This is a genomic window from Streptomyces sp. NPDC018045 (assembly GCF_044327445.1).
Classification (GTDB): Bacteria; Actinomycetota; Actinomycetes; order Streptomycetales; family Streptomycetaceae; genus Streptomyces.
Genome location: NZ_JBIRFL010000014.1, coordinates 115,817 through 134,388, shown reverse-complemented (window position 1 = coordinate 134,388; position 18,572 = coordinate 115,817). Strand labels below are relative to the sequence as shown.

At 72.0% G+C, this 18,572-nt stretch carries 12 protein-coding genes; 3 read left to right on the top strand and 9 right to left on the bottom strand.

Annotated elements, in window-relative coordinates; all coding sequences use genetic code 11:
• Window positions 1-69 precede the first annotated feature (69 nt).
• The 6 genes from serA to ACH4EB_RS26560 form a co-directional block, all read right to left on the bottom strand.
• Window positions 70-1,662, bottom strand: a complete 1,593-nt coding sequence (serA, locus tag ACH4EB_RS26585; RefSeq protein WP_398350276.1) for a phosphoglycerate dehydrogenase — start codon at window positions 1,660-1,662, stop codon at window positions 70-72.
• Between the two features lie 299 nt (window positions 1,663-1,961).
• Window positions 1,962-2,960 carry a ketol-acid reductoisomerase gene (gene ilvC, locus ACH4EB_RS26580; protein ID WP_398350274.1) on the bottom strand — a complete coding sequence of 333 codons (999 nt, stop codon included), beginning with the start codon at window positions 2,958-2,960 and terminating at the stop codon, window positions 1,962-1,964.
• A gap of 103 nt (window positions 2,961-3,063) precedes the next feature.
• Window positions 3,064-3,588, bottom strand: coding sequence for an acetolactate synthase small subunit (ilvN, locus tag ACH4EB_RS26575; protein ID WP_003986033.1), 525 nt, complete (start codon window positions 3,586-3,588; stop codon window positions 3,064-3,066).
• Window positions 3,589-3,635: 47 nt separating this feature from the next.
• Entirely contained in the window at window positions 3,636-5,501 is a 1,866-nt protein-coding gene (locus ACH4EB_RS26570) for an acetolactate synthase large subunit (protein WP_398350272.1), read from the bottom strand.
• A 210-nt stretch (window positions 5,502-5,711) separates the two neighbouring features.
• Entirely contained in the window at window positions 5,712-8,735 is a 3,024-nt protein-coding gene (locus ACH4EB_RS26565; RefSeq protein WP_398350271.1) for a putative bifunctional diguanylate cyclase/phosphodiesterase, read from the bottom strand.
• A 332-nt stretch (window positions 8,736-9,067) separates the two neighbouring features.
• The gene (locus tag ACH4EB_RS26560; protein ID WP_398350270.1) at window positions 9,068-10,030 is read right to left on the bottom strand and encodes a 2-hydroxyacid dehydrogenase; all 963 of its coding nucleotides are present in this window, start codon (window positions 10,028-10,030) and stop codon (window positions 9,068-9,070) included.
• A gap of 87 nt (window positions 10,031-10,117) precedes the next feature.
• Here ACH4EB_RS26560 and ACH4EB_RS26555 point away from each other — a divergent pair, with 87 nt between their 5' ends.
• The 3 genes from ACH4EB_RS26555 to ACH4EB_RS26545 all read left to right on the top strand — a co-directional run bounded on the left by ACH4EB_RS26555 (window position 10,118) and on the right by ACH4EB_RS26545 (window position 12,754).
• Complete coding sequence (locus ACH4EB_RS26555; protein WP_398350268.1) at window positions 10,118-11,110, top strand: aldo/keto reductase; 993 nt, start codon at window positions 10,118-10,120, stop codon at window positions 11,108-11,110.
• 191 nt (window positions 11,111-11,301) lie between these two features.
• Window positions 11,302-12,465: a PQQ-dependent sugar dehydrogenase gene (locus ACH4EB_RS26550; protein ID WP_398350266.1), complete on the top strand. Its 1,164-nt coding sequence runs from the start codon at window positions 11,302-11,304 to the stop codon at window positions 12,463-12,465.
• A 109-nt stretch (window positions 12,466-12,574) separates the two neighbouring features.
• The gene (locus ACH4EB_RS26545) at window positions 12,575-12,754 is read left to right on the top strand and encodes a DUF6191 domain-containing protein (protein WP_398350264.1); all 180 of its coding nucleotides are present in this window, start codon (window positions 12,575-12,577) and stop codon (window positions 12,752-12,754) included.
• A gap of 289 nt (window positions 12,755-13,043) precedes the next feature.
• Here ACH4EB_RS26545 and ACH4EB_RS26540 read toward each other — a convergent pair whose 3' ends face one another.
• From ACH4EB_RS26540 to ACH4EB_RS26530, 3 genes are all read right to left on the bottom strand, one after another.
• Complete coding sequence (locus tag ACH4EB_RS26540; RefSeq protein WP_398350262.1) at window positions 13,044-13,676, bottom strand: hypothetical protein; 633 nt, start codon at window positions 13,674-13,676, stop codon at window positions 13,044-13,046.
• A gap of 143 nt (window positions 13,677-13,819) precedes the next feature.
• Window positions 13,820-16,078: an MMPL family transporter gene (locus ACH4EB_RS26535; RefSeq protein ID WP_398350261.1), complete on the bottom strand. Its 2,259-nt coding sequence runs from the start codon at window positions 16,076-16,078 to the stop codon at window positions 13,820-13,822.
• Between the two features lie 246 nt (window positions 16,079-16,324).
• Entirely contained in the window at window positions 16,325-18,454 is a 2,130-nt protein-coding gene (locus ACH4EB_RS26530) for a phosphocholine-specific phospholipase C (RefSeq protein WP_398350259.1), read from the bottom strand.
• Between the last annotated feature and the right edge of the window lie 118 nt (window positions 18,455-18,572).

Here is an 18,572-nt window from a genome sequence, read left to right as displayed (position 1 = left end):
CCGCACGGCAGCGGGCCCGGTCCCCCGCCGCAGCGGGGCCCGGGCCCGGTGGTGGGACGTGGCCGGCGGTCAGTCCGTGAGGTTGACCGCGCGCGCCGAGGTGGCGCCGATCTCGTCGGCGATCTCGGCGAGCACCGGCGCCGGAATCGTGTCGTCCACGGTCAGCGCGACCAGCGCCTCGCCGCCCGCGTCGGCCCGCGAGACCTGCATGCCCGCGATGTTGATGCCGGCCTCGCCGAGGATCCGGCCGAGCGTGCCGACGACGCCGGGGCGGTCGCCGTAGCGCAGGAAGGCCATGTGGTCGGCGAGCGCGAGGTCGATGGAGTGCTCACCGACCGCGACGATCTTCTGCTGGTTCTTGTTGCCCGCCAGCGTGCCGGAGATGGAGATCTCCTCACCGTCGGCCAGTGTGCCGCGCACCGTGACCACGTTGCGGTGCTCGGCCGACTCGCTGCTGGTGGTCAGGCGCACCTCGACACCGCGCTCCTGCGCGAACAGGGGGGCGTTGACGTACGAGACGGTCTCGGCGACCACGTCCTCGAACACGCCCTTGAGCGCGGACAGTTCCAGCACCTTGACGTCGTGCTGGGTGATCTCGCCGTACACCTCGACGTCGAGGCGGACCGCGACCTCGCCCGCCAGCGCGGTGAAGATCCGGCCCAGCCGCTCGGCCAGCGGCAGCCCCGGCTTGACGTCCTCGGCGATCACGCCGCCCTGGACGTTGACCGCGTCCGGCACCAGCTCGCCGGCCAGCGCCAGGCGCACCGACCTGGCGACCGCGATGCCCGCCTTCTCCTGCGCCTCGCCCGTCGAGGCGCCGAGGTGCGGGGTGGCGACGACCTGGTCGAACTCGAACAGCGGGGAGTCCGTACAGGGCTCGGTGGCGTACACGTCCAGGCCCGCGCCGGCCACCCGGCCCTCCTTGAGGGCGCTGGCCAGCGCGGCCTCGTCCACGATGCCGCCGCGCGCGGCGTTGACGACGCGGACCGTCGGCTTGACCTTGTGCAGCGCCTCGTCGCCGATCAGGCCGAGGGTCTCGGGGGTCTTGGGGAGGTGGACGGTGATGAAATCCGCGACCTCCAGCAGCTCCTCCAGGGAGACCAGCTTGACGCCCATCTGCGCGGCGCGGGCCGGCTGTACGTACGGGTCGTACGCGACGATCTTCATGCCGAAGGCCGACATGCGCTGCGCGACCAGCACGCCGATCCGGCCGAGGCCGACCACGCCGAGGACCTTCTCGGAGAGCTCGACGCCGGTGTACTTGCTGCGCTTCCACTCGCCGTTCTTCAGGGCGGTGTTCGCCTGCGGGATGTTGCGGGCCGTGGCGAGCAGCAGGCCGCAGGCCAGCTCGGCGGCGGTGACGATGTTGGAGGTCGGCGCGTTGACGACCATCACACCGGCCTTGGTGGCGGCGGACACGTCGACGTTGTCCAGGCCGACGCCGGCCCGGGCGACGACCTTCAGCTTGCGGGCGGCGGCGATGGCCTCGGCGTCGACCTTGGTCGCGCTGCGTACGAGGATCGCGTCGACGTCGGCGATGGCGGGCAGCAGCTCCGCGCGGTCGGCGCCGTTGCAGTGCCGGATCTCGAAGTCCGGACCGAGGGCGTCGACGGTGGCGGGCGAGAGTTCCTCGGCGATCAGAACGACAGGTTTCGAGCTCACGTGGTCTTCAGTCCTCACTAGTCCTGGGGGCCCCTCCCGTGCCCCTAGTGGCTACGGGGGAGGACGGCCGTCCCGACGGCCGAAGGCGGTGAAGGGGGCAGCCGCGTGGAAGACGCACGACGCTGTGAGCCTGACGCGCTTGTGCTGTGCAGTGTAGTGGCGGCCCCCGACCGTTCATCCGCCGTTTCGGAAGGATCACCCGGTCGTGGTGGGACGGGATGGACAACACCACCGCGGGGGCCCGGGCCGGTCATGGCGAACGGGGCCGCGGCGGCTGCCACGGCCCCGTGCCGTACGTCTCACTGCTCGTCGTCGACCCAGCTCATCAGCTTGCGGAGCTTCTTGCCCGTGGTCTCCAGCAGGTGGTCCTCGTCGGCCTTCTTGTACTCGTTGTACTTCGGCAGGCCGGCGTTGTACTCCGCCATCCAGTTGTTGGCGAAGGTGCCGTCCTGGATCTCGGCGAGCACCTTCTTCATCTCGGCCTTGGTGGCGTCGTTGACGATCCGCGGGCCGGTGACGTAGTCGCCCCACTCGGCGGTCTCGGAGACCGACCAGCGCATCTTCTCCAGGCCACCCTCGTACATGAGGTCCACGATCAGCTTCAGCTCGTGCAGGCACTCGAAGTAGGCGATCTCCGGCTGGTAGCCGGCCTCGACCAGCGTCTCGAAGCCCGCCTTGACCAACGCCGAGGCACCACCGCAGAGCACCGCCTGCTCACCGAAGAGGTCGGTCTCGGTCTCCTCGGTGAAGGTGGTCCTGATGACGCCGGCGCGGGTGCCGCCGATGGCCTTGGCGTACGACAGGGCCAGCGCGAAGGCGTTGCCGGAGGCGTCCTGCTCGACGGCCGCGATGCACGGCACGCCGCGGCCCTCCTCGTACTGGCGGCGCACCAGGTGGCCCGGACCCTTGGGGGCGACCATGCACACGTCGACGTTCTCCGGCGGCTTGATGAAGCCGTAGCGGATGTTCAGACCGTGGCCGAAGAACAGCGCGTCGCCATCCTTGAGGTGGTCCTTGACGGACTCCTCGTAGACCTTCGCCTGGATCGGGTCCGGCACCAGGATCATGATGACGTCGGCCTCTTCGGCCGCCTCGGCGGGGCCGACCACACGCAGCCCCTGCTCCTCGGCCTTGGACTTCGACTTCGAGCCCTCGTGCAGACCCACGCGGACGTCGACGCCCGAGTCCCGCAGGGAGAGGGCGTGGGCGTGGCCCTGGCTGCCGTAGCCGAGAACCGCGACCTTGCGGCCCTGGATGATGGACAGGTCGGCGTTGTCGTCGTAGAACAGCTCGGCCACTTCGGGTATCTCCTTGGATCTAGCTGGTTGCCGACACATTACGTCGGGCTCGGGAGGAAAGGTTCGGGGGTCTCGCGATACGGTCCGGGCGGAGGCGGACGGCTCAGGCGGAGCGGTCCAGCGCCCGCAGCGAACGGTCCGTGATGGAGCGGGCACCGCGCCCTATGGCGATGGTGCCGGACTGCACCAACTCCTTGATGCCGAACGGCTCCAGCATCTTGAGCATCGCTTCGAGCTTGTCGCTGCTGCCGGTCGCCTCGATGGTCACCGCGTCCGGGGAGACGTCGACCGTCTTGGCGCGGAAGAGCTGGACGATCTCCACGATCTGCGAGCGGGTCTCGTTGTCGGCGCGCACCTTGGCCAGCACCAGTTCCCGCTGGACCGCGGAGCCGGGCTCCAGCTCGACGATCTTCAGGACGTTGACGAGCTTGTTGAGCTGCTTGGTGACCTGCTCCAGCGGGAGCGACTCGACGCTCACGACGATGGTGATACGGGAGATGTCGGGGTGCTCGGTGACGCCCACGGCGAGCGAGTCGATGTTGAATCCGCGGCGGGAGAACAGGGCGGCGATCCGGGCCAGGATGCCGGGGGTGTTCTCCACCAGGACGGAGAGCGTGTGCTTGGACATGGTCGGTCTTCTCTCTTCTATCCGCGAGTCTCGCGCGTCCCGGCGTCTCAGTCGTCTGCGGTGTCGCCGAAGTCGGGACGGACACCGCGGGCCGCCATGACCTCGTCGTTGGAGGTGCCGGCCGCGACCATCGGCCAGACCTGGGCGTCCTCGTGGACGATGAAGTCCACCACGACCGGCCGGTCGTTGACCGCGTTCGCCTTGGCGATCACCGCGTCCAGCTCGGCCGGGTCCTCGCAGCGCATCGCCACGCAGCCCATCGCCTCCGCCAGCTTCACGAAGTCCGGGACGCGGGTGCCGCCGCCGGCCACCTCCGCCGTGGCGAGGCAGTCCTCGGGGCCGCTGTGCAGGACGGTGTTCGAATAGCGCTGGTTGTAGAACAGGGCCTGCCACTGGCGGACCATGCCGAGGGCGCCGTTGTTGATGACCGCGACCTTGATCGGGATGTTGTTCAGCGCGCAGGTGACCAGTTCCTGGTTGGTCATCTGGAAGCAGCCGTCGCCGTCGATCGCCCAGACCGTACGGTCGGGCTGCCCGGCCTTGGCGCCCATGGCGGCCGGGACGGCGTAGCCCATCGTCCCGGCACCGCCGGAGTTGAGCCAGGTGGACGGCGTGTCGTAGTCGATGAAGTGCGCGGCCCACATCTGGTGCTGGCCGACGCCCGCCGCGTAGATCGTGCCCTCCGGGGCCAGCTCGCCCAGGCGCTGGATGACCTGCTGCGGGGCCAGGCTGCCGTCGTCGGGGTGGTCGTAGCCCAGCGGGTAGGTCTCGCGCCAGCGGTTGAGGTCCTTCCACCAGGCGGTGTAGTCGCCGGCGCGGCCCGCCGCGTGCTCGGCCTGGAGGGCCACGACCAGGTCGGCGATGACCTCGCGGGCATCACCGACGATCGGCACGTCGGCCGTGCGGTTCTTGCCGATCTCGGCCGGGTCGATGTCGGCGTGCACGACCTTGGCGAACGGGGCGAAGGAGTCCAGCTTGCCGGTGACGCGGTCGTCGAAGCGGGCGCCGAGCGCAACGATCAGGTCGGACTTCTGCAGGGCCGTGACGGCGGCCACCGCGCCGTGCATCCCCGGCATGCCCACGTGCTGCGGGTGGGTGTCGGGGAAGGAGCCCAGGGCCATCAGGGTGGTGGTGACGGGCGCGCCGGTCAGTTCGGCCAGCACCTTCAGTTCGGCGGTGGCGCCGGACTTCATGACGCCGCCGCCGACGTACAGGACCGGGCGCCGGGCCTCGGTGATCAGCCGCGCGGCCTCGCGGATCTGCTTGGCGTGCGGCTTGGTCACCGGGCGGTAGCCGGGCAGGTCGGTGTGCGGCGGCCAGGAGAAGACGGTCTGGGCCTGGAGGGCGTCCTTGGCGATGTCCACCAGGACCGGTCCGGGGCGGCCGGTGGAGGCGATGTGGAACGCCTCGGCGATGGTGCGGGGGATCTCGGCCGCGTCGGTGACCAGGAAGTTGTGCTTGGTGATCGGCATCGTGATGCCGCAGATGTCCGCCTCCTGGAAGGCGTCGGTGCCGATCGCCTTGGAGGCGACCTGGCCGGTGATCGCGACCATCGGGACGGAGTCCATGTGGGCGTCGGCGATCGGGGTGACGAGGTTGGTGGCACCGGGTCCCGAGGTGGCCATGCAGACGCCGACCCGGCCGGTGGCCTGCGCGTAGCCGGTGGCGGCGTGGCCCGCACCCTGCTCGTGGCGGACCAGGACGTGGCGGACCTTCGAGGAGTCCATCATCGGGTCGTACGCGGGGAGGATGGCGCCCCCCGGAATGCCGAACACGGTGTCGGCCCCGACCTCTTCGAGCGAACGGATGAGGGACTGCGCGCCCGTGACGTGCTCCACGGCGGTCGCGGGCGCTCCGCCGGAGTGACGGGCCCGCGGCTGCGGATGGTGGGCCCCGGTGGCCTGCTCGGTCATCTGCGTCTCTTCTCGAAGCTGAGGGTTTTTGGTGGGGTTTGGGGGTGGTTGTGCAACAAAAAACCCCCCGTGCCGTGAGGCAAGCGAGGGGAGCGCGCCGGTGCGGAGCGCTGGGTTTCCTGTGGTGACCCAGCTTCAGCCGACGCGCTGTCCAAGTACGAGAATTCGGGTGCGCATGGAACTGACCCTCCCCCTGCCGCCTGGGGAGTGTCAAGTGGGTGGGACAGAGGTCTCACTATTTGGGCGCAGCGGAGGGCGCGCCATCGCGGCCTCCGCACCGTCCAGGCCGTCACCCGGTGCGAAGCGCCTGGGCAGTTCGCCCAGCACCCGTCCGGGTGACATCGGTTCGCGGCCCTTCTTGACGTGGCGTACGGGCAGGCCCGTACCCGCGAGCGCCACCGCCCGGCCCTCGCTCCCCGGGCCCGGCACCGGATAGCCGCCCTGCGTCAGCGCGTGGCGCAGCCGGTGCTCGTCCAGTGGCCCGGAGAAGGCCATGCCCTGGCCGTGGGTGCAGCCCATCGAGCGCAGCGCGACGATCTGCTCGGGCAGGTCGACGCCGTCGGCGACGGACTGCATGCCGAGGTCGGAGGCGATCCGCAGCAGCCCCGATGTGATCTTGTGCAGCCGGGCGGAGTCCACCACGCCGTCGACCAGGTCGCGGTCGAGCCGCAGGACGTCGACGGGCAGCCGCCGCAGCGCGCCGATGGCGGCCGCGCCGCTGCCGAAGCCGTCCAGGGCGATGCGTACCCCCAGACGGCGCAGGGCGACCAGGCGTCGCTCCAGCTCCTCCAGAGGTATCCGCGGATCGGTGTCCGACAGCTCCAGGACCAGCGAACCGGACGGCAGGCCGTGCCGGGACAGCAGGGCCTCGATGCTCTTGGGCGGCAGCGCCCGGTCGAGCAGCCGGTGCGCGGAGATCCGGACGGCCACCGGGACCGGATGGCCCGCCCGGTGCCGGCCGGCGGCCTGCTGCACCGCCTCCTCCAACTGCCAGCGGCCCAGCTCGGCGGTGCGGTCGCCGTCCTCCTTGAGCCGGCCGCGGTCGCCGACCCGCAGGAACTCCGCGGGAGTGAAGAGTATGCCCTGGGCCGAGCGCCAGCGGGCCAGGGCGGCGACCGCCGTGATCCGGCCACCGGCCAGCTCCACCACGGGCTGGTGCAGCAGGGCGAACTCACCGTCGTGCAGGGCGGTGCGCAGCTTGGTGGCCAGCTCGGCGCGGCGCACCACGTCGGCCTGCATCTGCGGTGCGTACAGCTTGACGCAGCCCTTGCCGGCCTGCTTGGCGCGGTACATCGCCAGGTCGGCGTTGCGCATCAGGGGGCCGGGGGTGATGCCCGGCTCGGCGAAGGCGACGCCGATGCTGGCGGCGACCCGTACATCCCGGCCGTCGATCTTGTACGGGTCGGAGAGCCGGATGCGCAGCCGGTCGGCGACCTCCAGGATGCGGTGCTCGCGGGCCGCGTGGTCGCGGGAGCCGTCGCCCATGATCAGCGCGGCGAACTCGTCGCCGCCCAGTCGCGCGGCGGTGTCCCCGGCCCGTACGGATTCGGCCAGTCTGCGGGCGGCCTGGATCAGCAGTTCGTCACCCGCCTGGTGGCCGATGGTGTCGTTCACCTGCTTGAAGCCGTCCAGGTCGATGTAGAGCACGGCGGTGCCCGGGTCGGTGGCGCGGCGGCCGGTCAGCGCCTGGCTGACCCGTTCGGTGAACAGGGCCCGGTTGGGCAGGTCGGTGAGCGCGTCGTGCGAGGCGTTGTGCTGGAGCTGGGCCTGGAGGCGGACGCGTTCGGTGACGTCGCGGGAGTTGAAGATGAGACCGCCGTGGTGGCGGTTGACCGTGGACTCGACGTTGAGCCACTTCTCGCCGCCCGCGCGGTGCTCGCCCGCGCGGAAGCGGCACTCGATGCGGGTGGTCGGCTCGTCCTCGGGCCGGGCGGCGAGGAATCTGCGCACCTCGTGCACCACGCGCCCCAGGTCCTCGGGGTGGATGAGGGAGGCCAGCTCGGAGCCGACCAGTTCCTCCGCGTCCCGGCCGTAGACCCCCGCGGCGGCGGGGCTGACGTAGCGCAGTATCCCGGTCGGCGCGGCGATCATGATGACGTCGCTGGAGCCCTGCACCAGTGACCGGAAGTGGTTCTCCTTCTGGGCCAGTTCCTGGGTGAGGGTGATGTTGTCGAGCAGCATGATGCCCTGCCGCACGACCAGGGCGAGGACGACCGTGCAGCCGGTGAAGAGCACCACCCGGTCGATGCGGCGGCCGTCCAGGACGTTGTACAGGATGCCCAGGGTGCAGACGGCCGCGGCCAGGTACGGCGTGAGCGCGGCGAGCGAACCGGCGATGGGCCGGGTGGCCGCGGCAGTGGCCGCGGAGGTGCCCGTGGCCGGCGGGGTGGGCGGGGCGGCCCGCTCGGGAGCGGCGGCCCCGGTGTCACCGCCGGACAGCCGCCGGGCGACCCAGGGCGCGTACGTGAGCAGCATCGAACCGGCGAACCAGCCGGCGTCCAGGATCTGCCCGGAGCGGTAGTGCTCGCGCAGCAGCGGCGAGCTGAACAGCGCGTCGCACAGCACCGTCAGGGCCAGCGCCGCGATGGCGGTGTTGACGGCCGAGCGGTGCGCCGAGGAGCGCTTGAAGTGCAGTGCCAGCACCATGCTCACCAGCACGATGTCCAGCAGCGGATACGCCAGCGCGAGCGCGCCCTGCGGCACGCTCTGGCCCTGGAAGTGCGCGGTGTGCGCGAGCGCCAGGCTCCAGGAGAGCGTCAGCAGCGAGCCGCCGATCAGCCAGGCGTCCAGCCCCAGGCACACCCAGCCGGCCTTGGTCACGGGCCTCTTGGCGAGCACGAGCAGGCCGACGATGGCCGGTGGCGCGAAGAGCAGGAAGCAGAAGTCGGCGAGCGACGGGCTCGGCACCGGTTCGCGCAGGACGACCTCGTACCAGCCCCAGACGCCGTTGCCGATCCCCGCCATCGTGGAGGAGGCGGCGAACAGCAGCCAGGCGGGTCGAAACCGGCCGTGGTGCCTGCGGGCGTACAGGAAGCAGGAGACGGCCGCGGCGAAGGCGGCCACACTGAGACCGAAGTCGCCCATGAAGAGCGCCAGTTCGGGAGAGCCCCAGCCCAGTGCGGCGCCCACCGCGTAGCCGCCGCAGACGACCGCGAGCACGACCTGCGGCACCACACCCGGGGCGCCGCCGGCCTGCACCGGCGGCCGGGCAAGGACCGCGCCCGTGGCGCTCACCGCTCTCTCCTCCCGCCCACAGCGCGGCATCGTCGTGGTCGGTGCGCGCCCGGCGTCCGGCGCGCCCAAGGGCCCGGAGGTGTCCCCCCGGGTGATCGCGGAAAGCCTGTCTCGCGCATCGTCCATCGGCCGTACATCGCCCGTCGCCCCCCTCGGTTCCGGTCTTTCGCGCTGCGCCGATCACTGCTCGGCACGGCCCCCGCTCGGACGATACACCAGGTTCGTCACACAGGGACATAGCTTCTCTACGCAGCGTGACTGTCAGTGGGATGCGGATACCCAGTGCAGTCGTACGGCCCCGTAGAGCTACTCGCAAGGGGTCCGGGAAGGTTTCACCCGGCCGTAGCCACGACGTTGCGCAAGGGATCACCGGAGGCGAAACGCGCGAGCTGATCCCTCATGAGGCGCTTCGCGCGGGGCAGGAAGGCAGAGCTGGGGCCTCCGACGTGCGGAGTGATGAGCACGCCGGGAGCGTGCCACAGGGGGTGCCCCGCGGGCAGCGGTTCCGGATCGGTGACGTCCAGGGCCGCCCGCAGCCGTCCGGATTCCAGTTCCGCGAGAAGCGCCTCGGTGTTGACGACGGCGCCGCGCGCGACGTTCACCAGCAGCGCCCCGTCCTTCATGCGGGCCAGGAAGTCACTCCCGACCAGGCCGCGGGTGGCGTCGGTGAGCGGCGTGGCGATGATCACGACGTCCGCCTCGGGCAGCACGGCGGGCAGTTCGGTGAGCGGAAGCACGGGCCCGCGCACGGTCTCACGTGCGGTGCGCGCAATGCGCGTCACCCGCGCACACTCGAAGGGTGTGAGCCGGTCCTCGATCGCACTGCCGATCGAGCCGTACCCCACAATGAGCACCGTCTTGTCGGCGAGGGCCGGCTGGAATCCGGCGAGCCAGCGTTCCGCTTCCTGGCTGCGGACGAAGTCCGGTATGCCGCGCAGCGAGGCGAGCGTCAGGGTGAGCGCCAGCTCGGCCGTACTGGCGTCGTGCAGGCCGCGCGCGTTGCACAACTGGGTCCCGGGGGGCAGCCGGGACAGCGCGGGCAGCATGTGCTCGACCCCGGCGGTCAAGGTCTGCACGGCGCGCAGCGCCGTCATCTCCGTCAGGGGGCGTATGCACGCCTGCGGACTCTTCATGTACGGGACCACGTAGAAGACGCAGCGTGCGGGGTCGGCGGGGAACTCGGGCCCGGCGTCCCAATGGACGTAGTCGAAGTCGTCCGGCAGTCCGCCGACCCCGTCGGGAGGGATCGGGAGCCATACGTCGTTCGCGGCGGTGCGCGGGTCTGCAGATGCCATGGCCCGAGGCTATGCGATGCCCTCCGTGCTCAGACGTTAGTTTGGTCAGGCCCTTGATCGGGGGCGAGGGGATGGAGGCACGACCACGTGGAGCGCAGGACAATCGGGGCTACAGCGCTCGAAGTGGGTGCAATCGGACTCGGCTGCATGCCGATGAGCTGGGGGTACACCGAGTCACAGCGCAACGGCGAGAACTCCCTGCGCACCGTGCACACCGCGCTCGACCACGGCTGCACCCTGCTCGACACCGCCGACATGTACGGGCCGTTCACCAACGAACTGCTGGTCGGGCGGGCACTGAAGGAGCGCCGCGCGGAGGCCTTCGTGTCGACCAAGGTCGGCCTGCTGGTGGGCGAGCAGCACATCGTCGCCAACGGGCGGCCCGGCTACGTGAAGCGGGCGTGCGACGCCTCACTGCGCCGCCTGCAGACCGACCGCATCGACCTGTACCAGTTGCACCGGACCGACCCCGAGGTGCCGATCGAGGAGACCTGGGGCGCCATGGCGGAGCTGGTGGCGGCCGGGAAGGTGCGGTCGCTGGGGCTGTGCGCGGTGGGCGCGCGCGCCGGCCGCCGCCGGGGCGCCCGGCTGTACGACGGGACGCTGCGGCAACTGGAACGCATCCAGCAGGTGTTCCCGGTGAGCAGCGTGCAGGCCGAGCTGTCGGTGTGGTCGAAGGAGGCGCTGGACGCGCTGTTGCCGTGGTGCGTCACGCGCGGCGTGGGGTTCCTCGCCGCCATGCCGCTGGGCAACGGCTTCCTCACCGGCACGCTGACCCCCGGCCAGGGCTTCGAGCCGGAGGACATACGGGCCCGGCATCCGCGCTTCACGGCCGAGATGATGGCGGCCAACCAGCCGGTGGTGGCCGGGCTGCGCCGGGTGGCCGCGCGGTACGGGGCCACGCCGGGGCAGGTGGCGCTGGCGTGGGTACTGGCGCAGGGGCCGCACGTCGTGCCCGTACCGGGGACGAAGAAGCAACGCTGGGCGGCCGAGAACGCGGCGGCGGCCCGGCTGACCCTGGACCGCCGGGACCTGGCGGAGATCACCGCGCTGCCGCCTGCGCGGGGGTCGTGGGACTGAGTTCGTTCTCCGCGAGGCGAGGGCGGGAGAGGACGGAAGGGGCCTCGCCTCCCGGAGAACGCGCTGAGCATCGCGTGCGCCCGGCGGGACGGTCGCGACGGGCCGGGACGCGCGGCGCCGGAGTGGGGGCCTGACTTGCGGGGTGCGGTGTGGTGTCGTAAGGCGGGTTCCGTCGACGAGAGGACTTCGCCGTGCAACGACGCTCCGTGACCTCCGTGTTGGCCGCTGCCTCGCTGCTGCTGGTGGTGGGGTGCTCCTCCGGGCGGTCCCCGGACCCGAACGGCTCCCCCGCCGCGTCGTCCGCCGCTTCGTCCCCGGGCGGCGCACCGGCCTCCGCCTCCGCCTCGGTGCCGCCCGCCACGGGGTCGGCGAAGGTCGTCAGCACCCTGACCACCGATCTCACCTCACCCTGGGGAGTGGCCGCGCTGCCGGGAGGTGACCTGCTGGTGTCCTCGCGCGACACCGGGAAGATCTTCCGGGTGGCGGCGGACGGCGGCGCGAAGACCGAGCTGGGGACGGTGCCGGGGGTCGCGCCGGGCGGCGAGGGCGGGCTGCTGGGGATCGCGGTGGCGCCGTCGTTCGGCCGGGACCACCAGGTGTACGCGTACTTCACCACCGAGTCCGACAACCGTATCGCCCGGATGACCCACGACGCCGCGAAGCAGCCGGGCCGCCAACTGGGCGCCCCCGACACGGTGCTGAAAGGCATCCCGAAGGGGCAGATCCACAACGGCGGCCGGATCGCGTTCGGCCCGGACAAGATGCTCTACGCGGGCACCGGCGAGACCGGCGACACCGGGCTCGCCCAGGACCGCACGTCGCTGGGCGGCAAGATCCTGCGCATGACGCCGGAGGGCGAGCCGGCGCACGGCAACCCCGACGCCGGCTCGGTGGTGTACACGTACGGGCACCGCAACGTGCAGGGCCTGGCCTGGGACGCCGAGGGGCGGCTGTGGGCCGCGGAGTTCGGGCAGAACACCTGGGACGAGCTGAACCTGGTCGAGCCGGGCAAGAACTACGGCTGGCCCGAGGTCGAGGGCAAGGGCCGGGGCGACGCCCGGTTCGTGGACCCGGTGGCACAGTGGAAGACGGCGGACGCCTCGCCGAGCGGCATCGCGTACGCCAAGGGTTCGATCTGGATGGCGGGGCTGCGCGGCGAGCGGCTGTGGCGGATCCCGCTCGACGGACGGCAGGCGTCGGCGCCGCCGCAGGCGTTCCTCCAGGGCGAGTACGGGCGGCTGCGCTCGGTCGTGGCGGCCGACGACGGCGGGCTGTGGCTGGTCACCAGCAACACCGACGGGCGCGGTGAGCCGAAGAAGGGCGACGACCGGATCCTGCGCCTGTCGGTGAGCTGACGGGGCGGGATGGGACGGGGCGGGACGGAACGGATATGGCCGGGGCCGCCCGTTCCGCCTCGATGGTGCCTACACTCGCCGTGAGGCGTCCGCGACGACAGGGGGCAGGATGTTCAATCTGGCGGAAGAGCTGTTCGCCCCGGGGCGCAAGCACACCGATGAGGAACAGCGCCGGCTGACCCTGGTGGTCACCGACCCGGGTGACAGCGATCCGGGCAAGGGGCCGATAGACCTGACCTCGGGCAAGGTCACCATCCGCCTCCCGGAGCAGGCGCCACGGCACACCTGACGGCGGACGGCCGGGAGCGGGCCCTCGGCCCGGCTTCCGGCTTCCGGCTTCCGGCTTCCGGCTGAGGCCTCCCCCGCCTGCGCCGCCCCCCACCCCTTGCTCCGCCGGGGCGAACAGGTGCAGCCGATGGGACGGCGCACCCGCCTCGCCGCCGGAGACGCCCAGCGGGGACCTCGGGCCGGGGCGGGCCCCGGACCGGCAGGCCCTCGGGCGGCCGCGTACGGCCTCAGGTACTGCCCGGATCCGGGGCCGGTTCGCGGGATCCGCGGCCGACTGCCTCTCAGGGGCCTCAGGAGCCGGGGGTTCCGGCGCCGGCCTTGGGCAGCGTGGGCAGGCTCGCGAAGAGGTCGAAGTACATGCCGGCGGAGACGATGATCCCCAGGATGCCGAGGGCGAGTCCGCCCCAGGCCACGGCCCGTACCCAGGTCGGGCGGGGCCGGGTGAGGACCAGGCCCGCGACGACGACGGCGAGCAGCGCGAAGATCGCGTTGACGAGGGCGTGGGTGTGCCAGGGGGCGCCGTAGACGGTGCCGATCTGGTCGGTGGCCTTGCCGGTCTGCAGCTTGATCTGGCCGAGCAGCGTCTGGCGCTCGGCGAGCACCGTGCCGACCCAGGTGCCGGTGAGCGAGGCGAGGCCGAGACCCGCGGCGACGACGGCGCCGGCGCCGGACGCCACCGAGCCGGTCGCGGCCGTGGCGGCGGGCGTCGCGTCGGCGTCCGCGGTCTCCTCCTCGTCCGCCTCGTCCTGCTCGTCGGTGTCCGCGCCACGCGGGGCGTCCGCGTCGGGCGCGGCGCCGGACGGCGTCTTCCCTTCCGTCTCGGCGGCCTCGGACGCCCCGTCGGCCTCCGTCGTCCCGGTGGCCGCCTTGGCCTCGTCGGGCTTCGTGTCGTCGGTGCGCTCATCGGTCTTGGTGGTGTCCATGGGCGCGACCGTAGGTGCCGCGTCTGAGAGACGTATGAGAATCACCGGGACGGGTGGGAAACCGGCCACCGCGGCGGGCGCAGGAGCCGCGCGGGACGCCGGGCCCGCACCTCGCCCTGCCCCGCCGCGGAAGCGCCCGCGCGCTACTTCCGTACCAGTCCCTCGTCACCCCGCCGCGGCTCCGGAACAGCAAGCGGAACCGCAACCGGAACCGCCGGCGCGCCGCCCGCGCCCCGTGCCGCCGGGACCGGCTCCCGCTCCGCCGGCGGCTCGATGCCGATGCGCGGCAGCCGCCGCTCCAGCCACCCCGGCAGCCACCAGTTCGCGCCGCCGAGCAGGTGCATCAGGGCGGGTACGAGCAGGGTGCGCAGCACGAAGGCGTCCAGCGCGACGGCGGCGGCCAGGCCGATGCCGAACATCGCGATGATGCGGTCGCCGCTGAGCACGAACGCCGCGAACACCGCGATCATGATGACGGCCGCCGAATTGATCACCCGGCCGGTCTCGGCGAGTCCGACGCGGACCGCGCGGCGGTTGTCCCGGGTCAGCCGCCATTCCTCGTACATCCGGCTGACCAGGAAGACCTGGTAGTCCATGGACAGCCCGAAGAGAACCGACACCATGATCACGGGGAGGAAGGGCTCGATAGGCCCCGCGCTGCCGAGCCCGAGCAGCTCACTCCCCCACCCCCACTGGAAGATCGCGACCACGATCCCGAAGGAGGAGGCGACGGCCGCGATGTTCATCGCGGCGGCCTTCAGCGGTATGCCGATGCTGCGGAAGGCGAGGAGCAGCAGGACGCAGCCCAGGCCGATGACGACGCCGACGAAGAGCGGCAGCTTGCCGACGATGACGGAGGCGAAGTCGTCGTAGCTCGCGGTCACCCCGCCCACGTGGACCTTCATGCCGGTGCCCTCGCCGGCCTGCGGCAGCACCACCTCACGCAGCCGTTGCACCAGGTCGGAGGTCTGCCGGGACTGCGGGGAGCCGTCCGGTACGACTGTGATCACACCGGTGCTGCCGCTGCCGTCGAACTCCGGCCCCTGGACCCGCGCCACGCCCGGAGTGCTCCGCAGCTCGTCCGGCAGCCGGTCGAAGGCGAGCCGGTCCTTGGCCCCGTCGAGATCGCCTACCAGGGTCAGCGGCCCGTTGGAGCCCGCTCCGAAGCCCTCGCCGAGCAGGTCGTACGCCTGCCGGGTGGAGCTCGTCGCGGGGTTGTTGCCCTGGTCGGAGGTGCCCAGGTGCAGGGCGAGCGTGGGCAGCGCGAGGATCAGCATGACGACGGCGGCGGCCGCCCCCAGCAGCTTGGGGTGCCGCTCCACGAATCCGGACCACCACGCCGCGAAGCCGGCGGGCGGCTCCGGGCAGGGTCCTTCGACGGCCAGCAGCCGCCGTTCGCGCCGGCTCAGGGCCCGCCGCCCGATGACGCCGAGCAGGGCCGGGAGCAGGGTGACGGAGGCGGCGACGGTCAGGACGACGGTGAGCGAGGCGGCGATGGCGACGCCGTTGAGGAAGTCCAGCCGCAGGACGAGCATGCCGAGCAGGGCGATGCAGACGGTGGCCCCGGCGAAGACCACCGCGCGTCCCGACACGCTGACCGCGCGTTCGGCGGCCTCCTGGACGGTGAGGCCGGATCTCAGCCCTCTGCGGTGCCGGGTCACGATGAAAAGCGCGTAGTCGATGCCGACGCCGAGGCCGATGAGCATCCCCAGCATCGGGGCGAAGTCGGCCACCGTCATCACGTGGCCGAGCAGGGTGATGCCCGCGGCGGCGGTGCCCACGCTCACCACCGCCGTGACGAGCGGCAGGAGGGTGGCGGCGAGGGATCCGAAGGCGAGGAAGAGGACGACGGCGGCGGCGCCGAGTCCGATCAGTTCGGCGAGGTGGGTCCCCGCGGACTCGGTGACCGCGATGCCGGCGCCGCCCAGCTCCACCTGGAGCCCCTCACCCGCGGCGGCCCTGGCGGTGTCCACGACGCGTTGGACCCGGGCCTTGTCCAGGTCCTCGGTGGCGACGTCGAAGGCGAGGCCGGCGTAGGCGGTGTGCCCGTCCTGGCTGATCTGTCCGGCGCCCTGCGGCCCGTACGGGCTCTGTACGGACGCGACGCCGGGCAGCGCGGCGATCGTGTCGAGAGCCTGTTGGAGGTCCTTCCGCACGGCGCCCGCGTGTACGGTGCCGGAGTCCGTGTGCCACACGATCGTGTCGCGGTCCCCGGACCGGTCCGGGAAGGCCCGCTCCAGCAGGGCTCCGGCCTGCCCCGATTCCGTACCGGGGACGTCGTAGTGGTCGGAGTAGGCGGAGCCGGCGGCTCCGGCCGCGGCGGCGGCTCCCGCGAAGGCGGCGAGCCAGAGCACGATCACGACGATGCGGCGCCGCAGGCACCACCGGGTCAGTGCGGTCATCAAGCTCTTCGTCTGCTTCCCGGGTCAGGCGCCGATGTCTCCCGGGATGTACCCGTGGTGCCGAACGCGTAATGGAGGGGGAAGCACGGGACCGCCGCCTGCCGACGAAGGGGCGGCGGGCCCGTACCACTTGCAGAGTGACAGCAGGAAAAGATCCTTTGACGCCTTTGTGGACTTCCCCACAAAGGGACCCGGAAGCGGAACGCGGGCGGCGACCGGACGGCAGCCGGTTCCGCCCGTCTCCGGTCAGCCGGTGATCGATTCCTTTCCGTTCTCGATGTGGCCCATGAAGCGACGGTGGAAGGACGTGTCCTGCGCGACGGACAGGTCCAGGTCGTACCAGCCGTGTGCCGCCGCCGCGGAGTGCGCGACGGTACGGGTGCTGCCGGCCCGCACCGTGATCTCGCGGGGCGCGGCGTCGCCGTACGCCAGCGGCTTGAGCGTGCAGGTGAGGGCGGCGGGCCCCTTGTTGACAAGTGTGAGGTGCAGCTCACGCCGGTGCGCGTCCAGGCGGGTGCCGATCCGGAGCGCGGCGGCCGCGCCGGCGGCCGTGCCCGCGTGTTCGCGCCGGAACCCGTTGGGGCCCGTGAGGGTGAATCGGTACGCGCCGTCCTTGACGGGCACCTCCCAGTCGGCCCGGCCCAGCACGTCGCGGTGCTGCGGCGTGCCGTACTCCCCCGCGTACGGGTACAGCGCGAAGTGCGCGCTCGCCCGGCCGTCGTTGCGCACCGCGAGCCGGAAGCGCCCCGCCCGCGCGTCGTAGGCGCCGTCCGCGTCGGGCTGGTACGGCAGCGGACGGGCGGGCCGGGTGCCCGGCTCCTGGCGCGGCAACCGCTGCTCGCGCGGCGGATGTGGCGACCAGCGCCCGCTGAACGGCGGGATCGCACCGGGCCGCTCGACGGCGGGCCGCGCGCGCCCGCGCGAGAAGTCGAAGGCGGTGGTCAGATCGCCGCAGACGGTGCGCCGCCAGGCGCTGATGTTGGGCTCCCGCACGCCCGTCCAGCGCTCCAGGAAGCGGACGATCGAGGTGTGGTCGAAGACCTGCGAGCAGGCGTGGCCGCCCACCGACCACGGTGAGATCACCAGCATCGGCACGCGCATTCCGAGCCCGGTCGGCCTGCCGTCCCAGAACTCGCCCTCCGTGCCGGGCGGCGGCACCGGTGGCGGCACATGGTCGAAAAATCCGTCGTTCTCGTCGTAGGTCAGGAACAGCGCGGTGTGCCGCCACACGTCCGGGTTCTTCCCGAGGGCGTCGAGCACCTTGTAGACGATGGTGGCGCTGGCGACCGGCGAGGAGGAGCCGGGGTGCTCGGAGTCCGCGGCGGAGGGGACGATGTAGCACACCTCGGGCAGCTTCCCCGCGGCGACGTCGGCGGCGAAGGCGGTGGCCGTGGAGTCCGGTTCGCCGCGGCGCAGCGCGCGCTCGAAGAGGCTGCGGTCGGCCGCGCCCAGCTCCCGTACCCCCGCGTCCAGCAGCCCCTGCAACCGCTTGCGCTCGGCCTCACCGGCCGCCGCGACCTTGCCGTAGAAGGCGGTCATGTTCCGTACGCCGTCCACCTTGGCCAGCGCCTTCTTCATGACCGCCTTGAAGGTGGCGTAGAACTCCAGGTTGTTGTCGGTGAAGTTGTCCCACTCCTGGTAGACGCGCCAACTGCGCCCGGCCCGCTCCAGGCGCTCGGCGTACGTGGGCCAGGTGTAGCCGGTGTGGGTGTCCTCCGCGTACGCGTCGTTGCCCACCGCGCGCTTGCCGGAGCCCGGCTCGAAGCCGGTCCAGCCGCTGACCAGGTGGTTGCGGTTGGGGCTGGTGGAGGAGTGGATCGAGGAGTGGTAGGCGTCGCAGACGGTGAAGGTGTCGGCGAGTTCGTAGTGCAGGGGTACGTCCTGGCGGTCGTAGTGGGCCATGGTGGCAGCCGTCTTCGCGGTGACCCAGCGGTCCATCCAGCCGTCGTGCCAGGCCTTGGCGCCGCCGGCCCACTCGTGGTTGAGCGCCCCGATGTACTGGAGGTCCTTCTTCTGGGCCGCCGCGGCCTCGCGGACGGAGAAGGGCAGGACGGTGCCGACGCCAAGCGCACCCGGCTGCTCGAAGACGCTCCGGTCACCGCCGGGCAGCCGCACGGCGTTGCGGTCGCCGTAGCCGCGTACGCCGCGCAGCATCCCGAAGTAGTGGTCGAAGGAACGATTTTCCTGCATCAGCACGACGACATGCCTGATGTCTCCGAGGTCACCCCTGCCGTGCCCGTGCCCACGCTCGGCGGCGGCCGGCCCGGCGGCCAGCGCCTGCTGAAGGGACGGCGGCAGCAGGGACGCGGCGGCGGCCGCACCCGCCGCTGCCGCGCCAAGTCCCATGACCCGTCTGCGAGATACCTCGGATGCCACGCTCGACCTCCCAGTCGTCTGCCCACGGTCGGGCCATGGTTCCCCTACAGCCCATCGGCTGCTGCGAGCGGGACGGTAGTGGAGCGCGGTGGCGGGCGACAGGTGTCGGGGTGACGGT

Bases quoted from the DNA above. Each gene is read 5' to 3' on its own strand.
- ACH4EB_RS26535 (WP_398350261.1), bottom strand. From the start codon at position 16,078: ATGACCGCACTGACCCGGTGGTGCCTGCGGCGCCGCATCGTCGTGATC.
- ACH4EB_RS26540 (WP_398350262.1), bottom strand. From the start codon at position 13,676: ATGGACACCACCAAGACCGATGAGCGCACCGACGACACGAAGCCCGAC.
- ilvN (WP_003986033.1), bottom strand. From the start codon at position 3,588: ATGTCCAAGCACACGCTCTCCGTCCTGGTGGAGAACACCCCCGGCATC.
- ACH4EB_RS26545 (WP_398350264.1), top strand. From the start codon at position 12,575: ATGTTCAATCTGGCGGAAGAGCTGTTCGCCCCGGGGCGCAAGCACACC.
- ACH4EB_RS26570 (WP_398350272.1), bottom strand. From the start codon at position 5,501: ATGACCGAGCAGGCCACCGGGGCCCACCATCCGCAGCCGCGGGCCCGT.
- ACH4EB_RS26560 (WP_398350270.1), bottom strand. From the start codon at position 10,030: ATGGCATCTGCAGACCCGCGCACCGCCGCGAACGACGTATGGCTCCCG.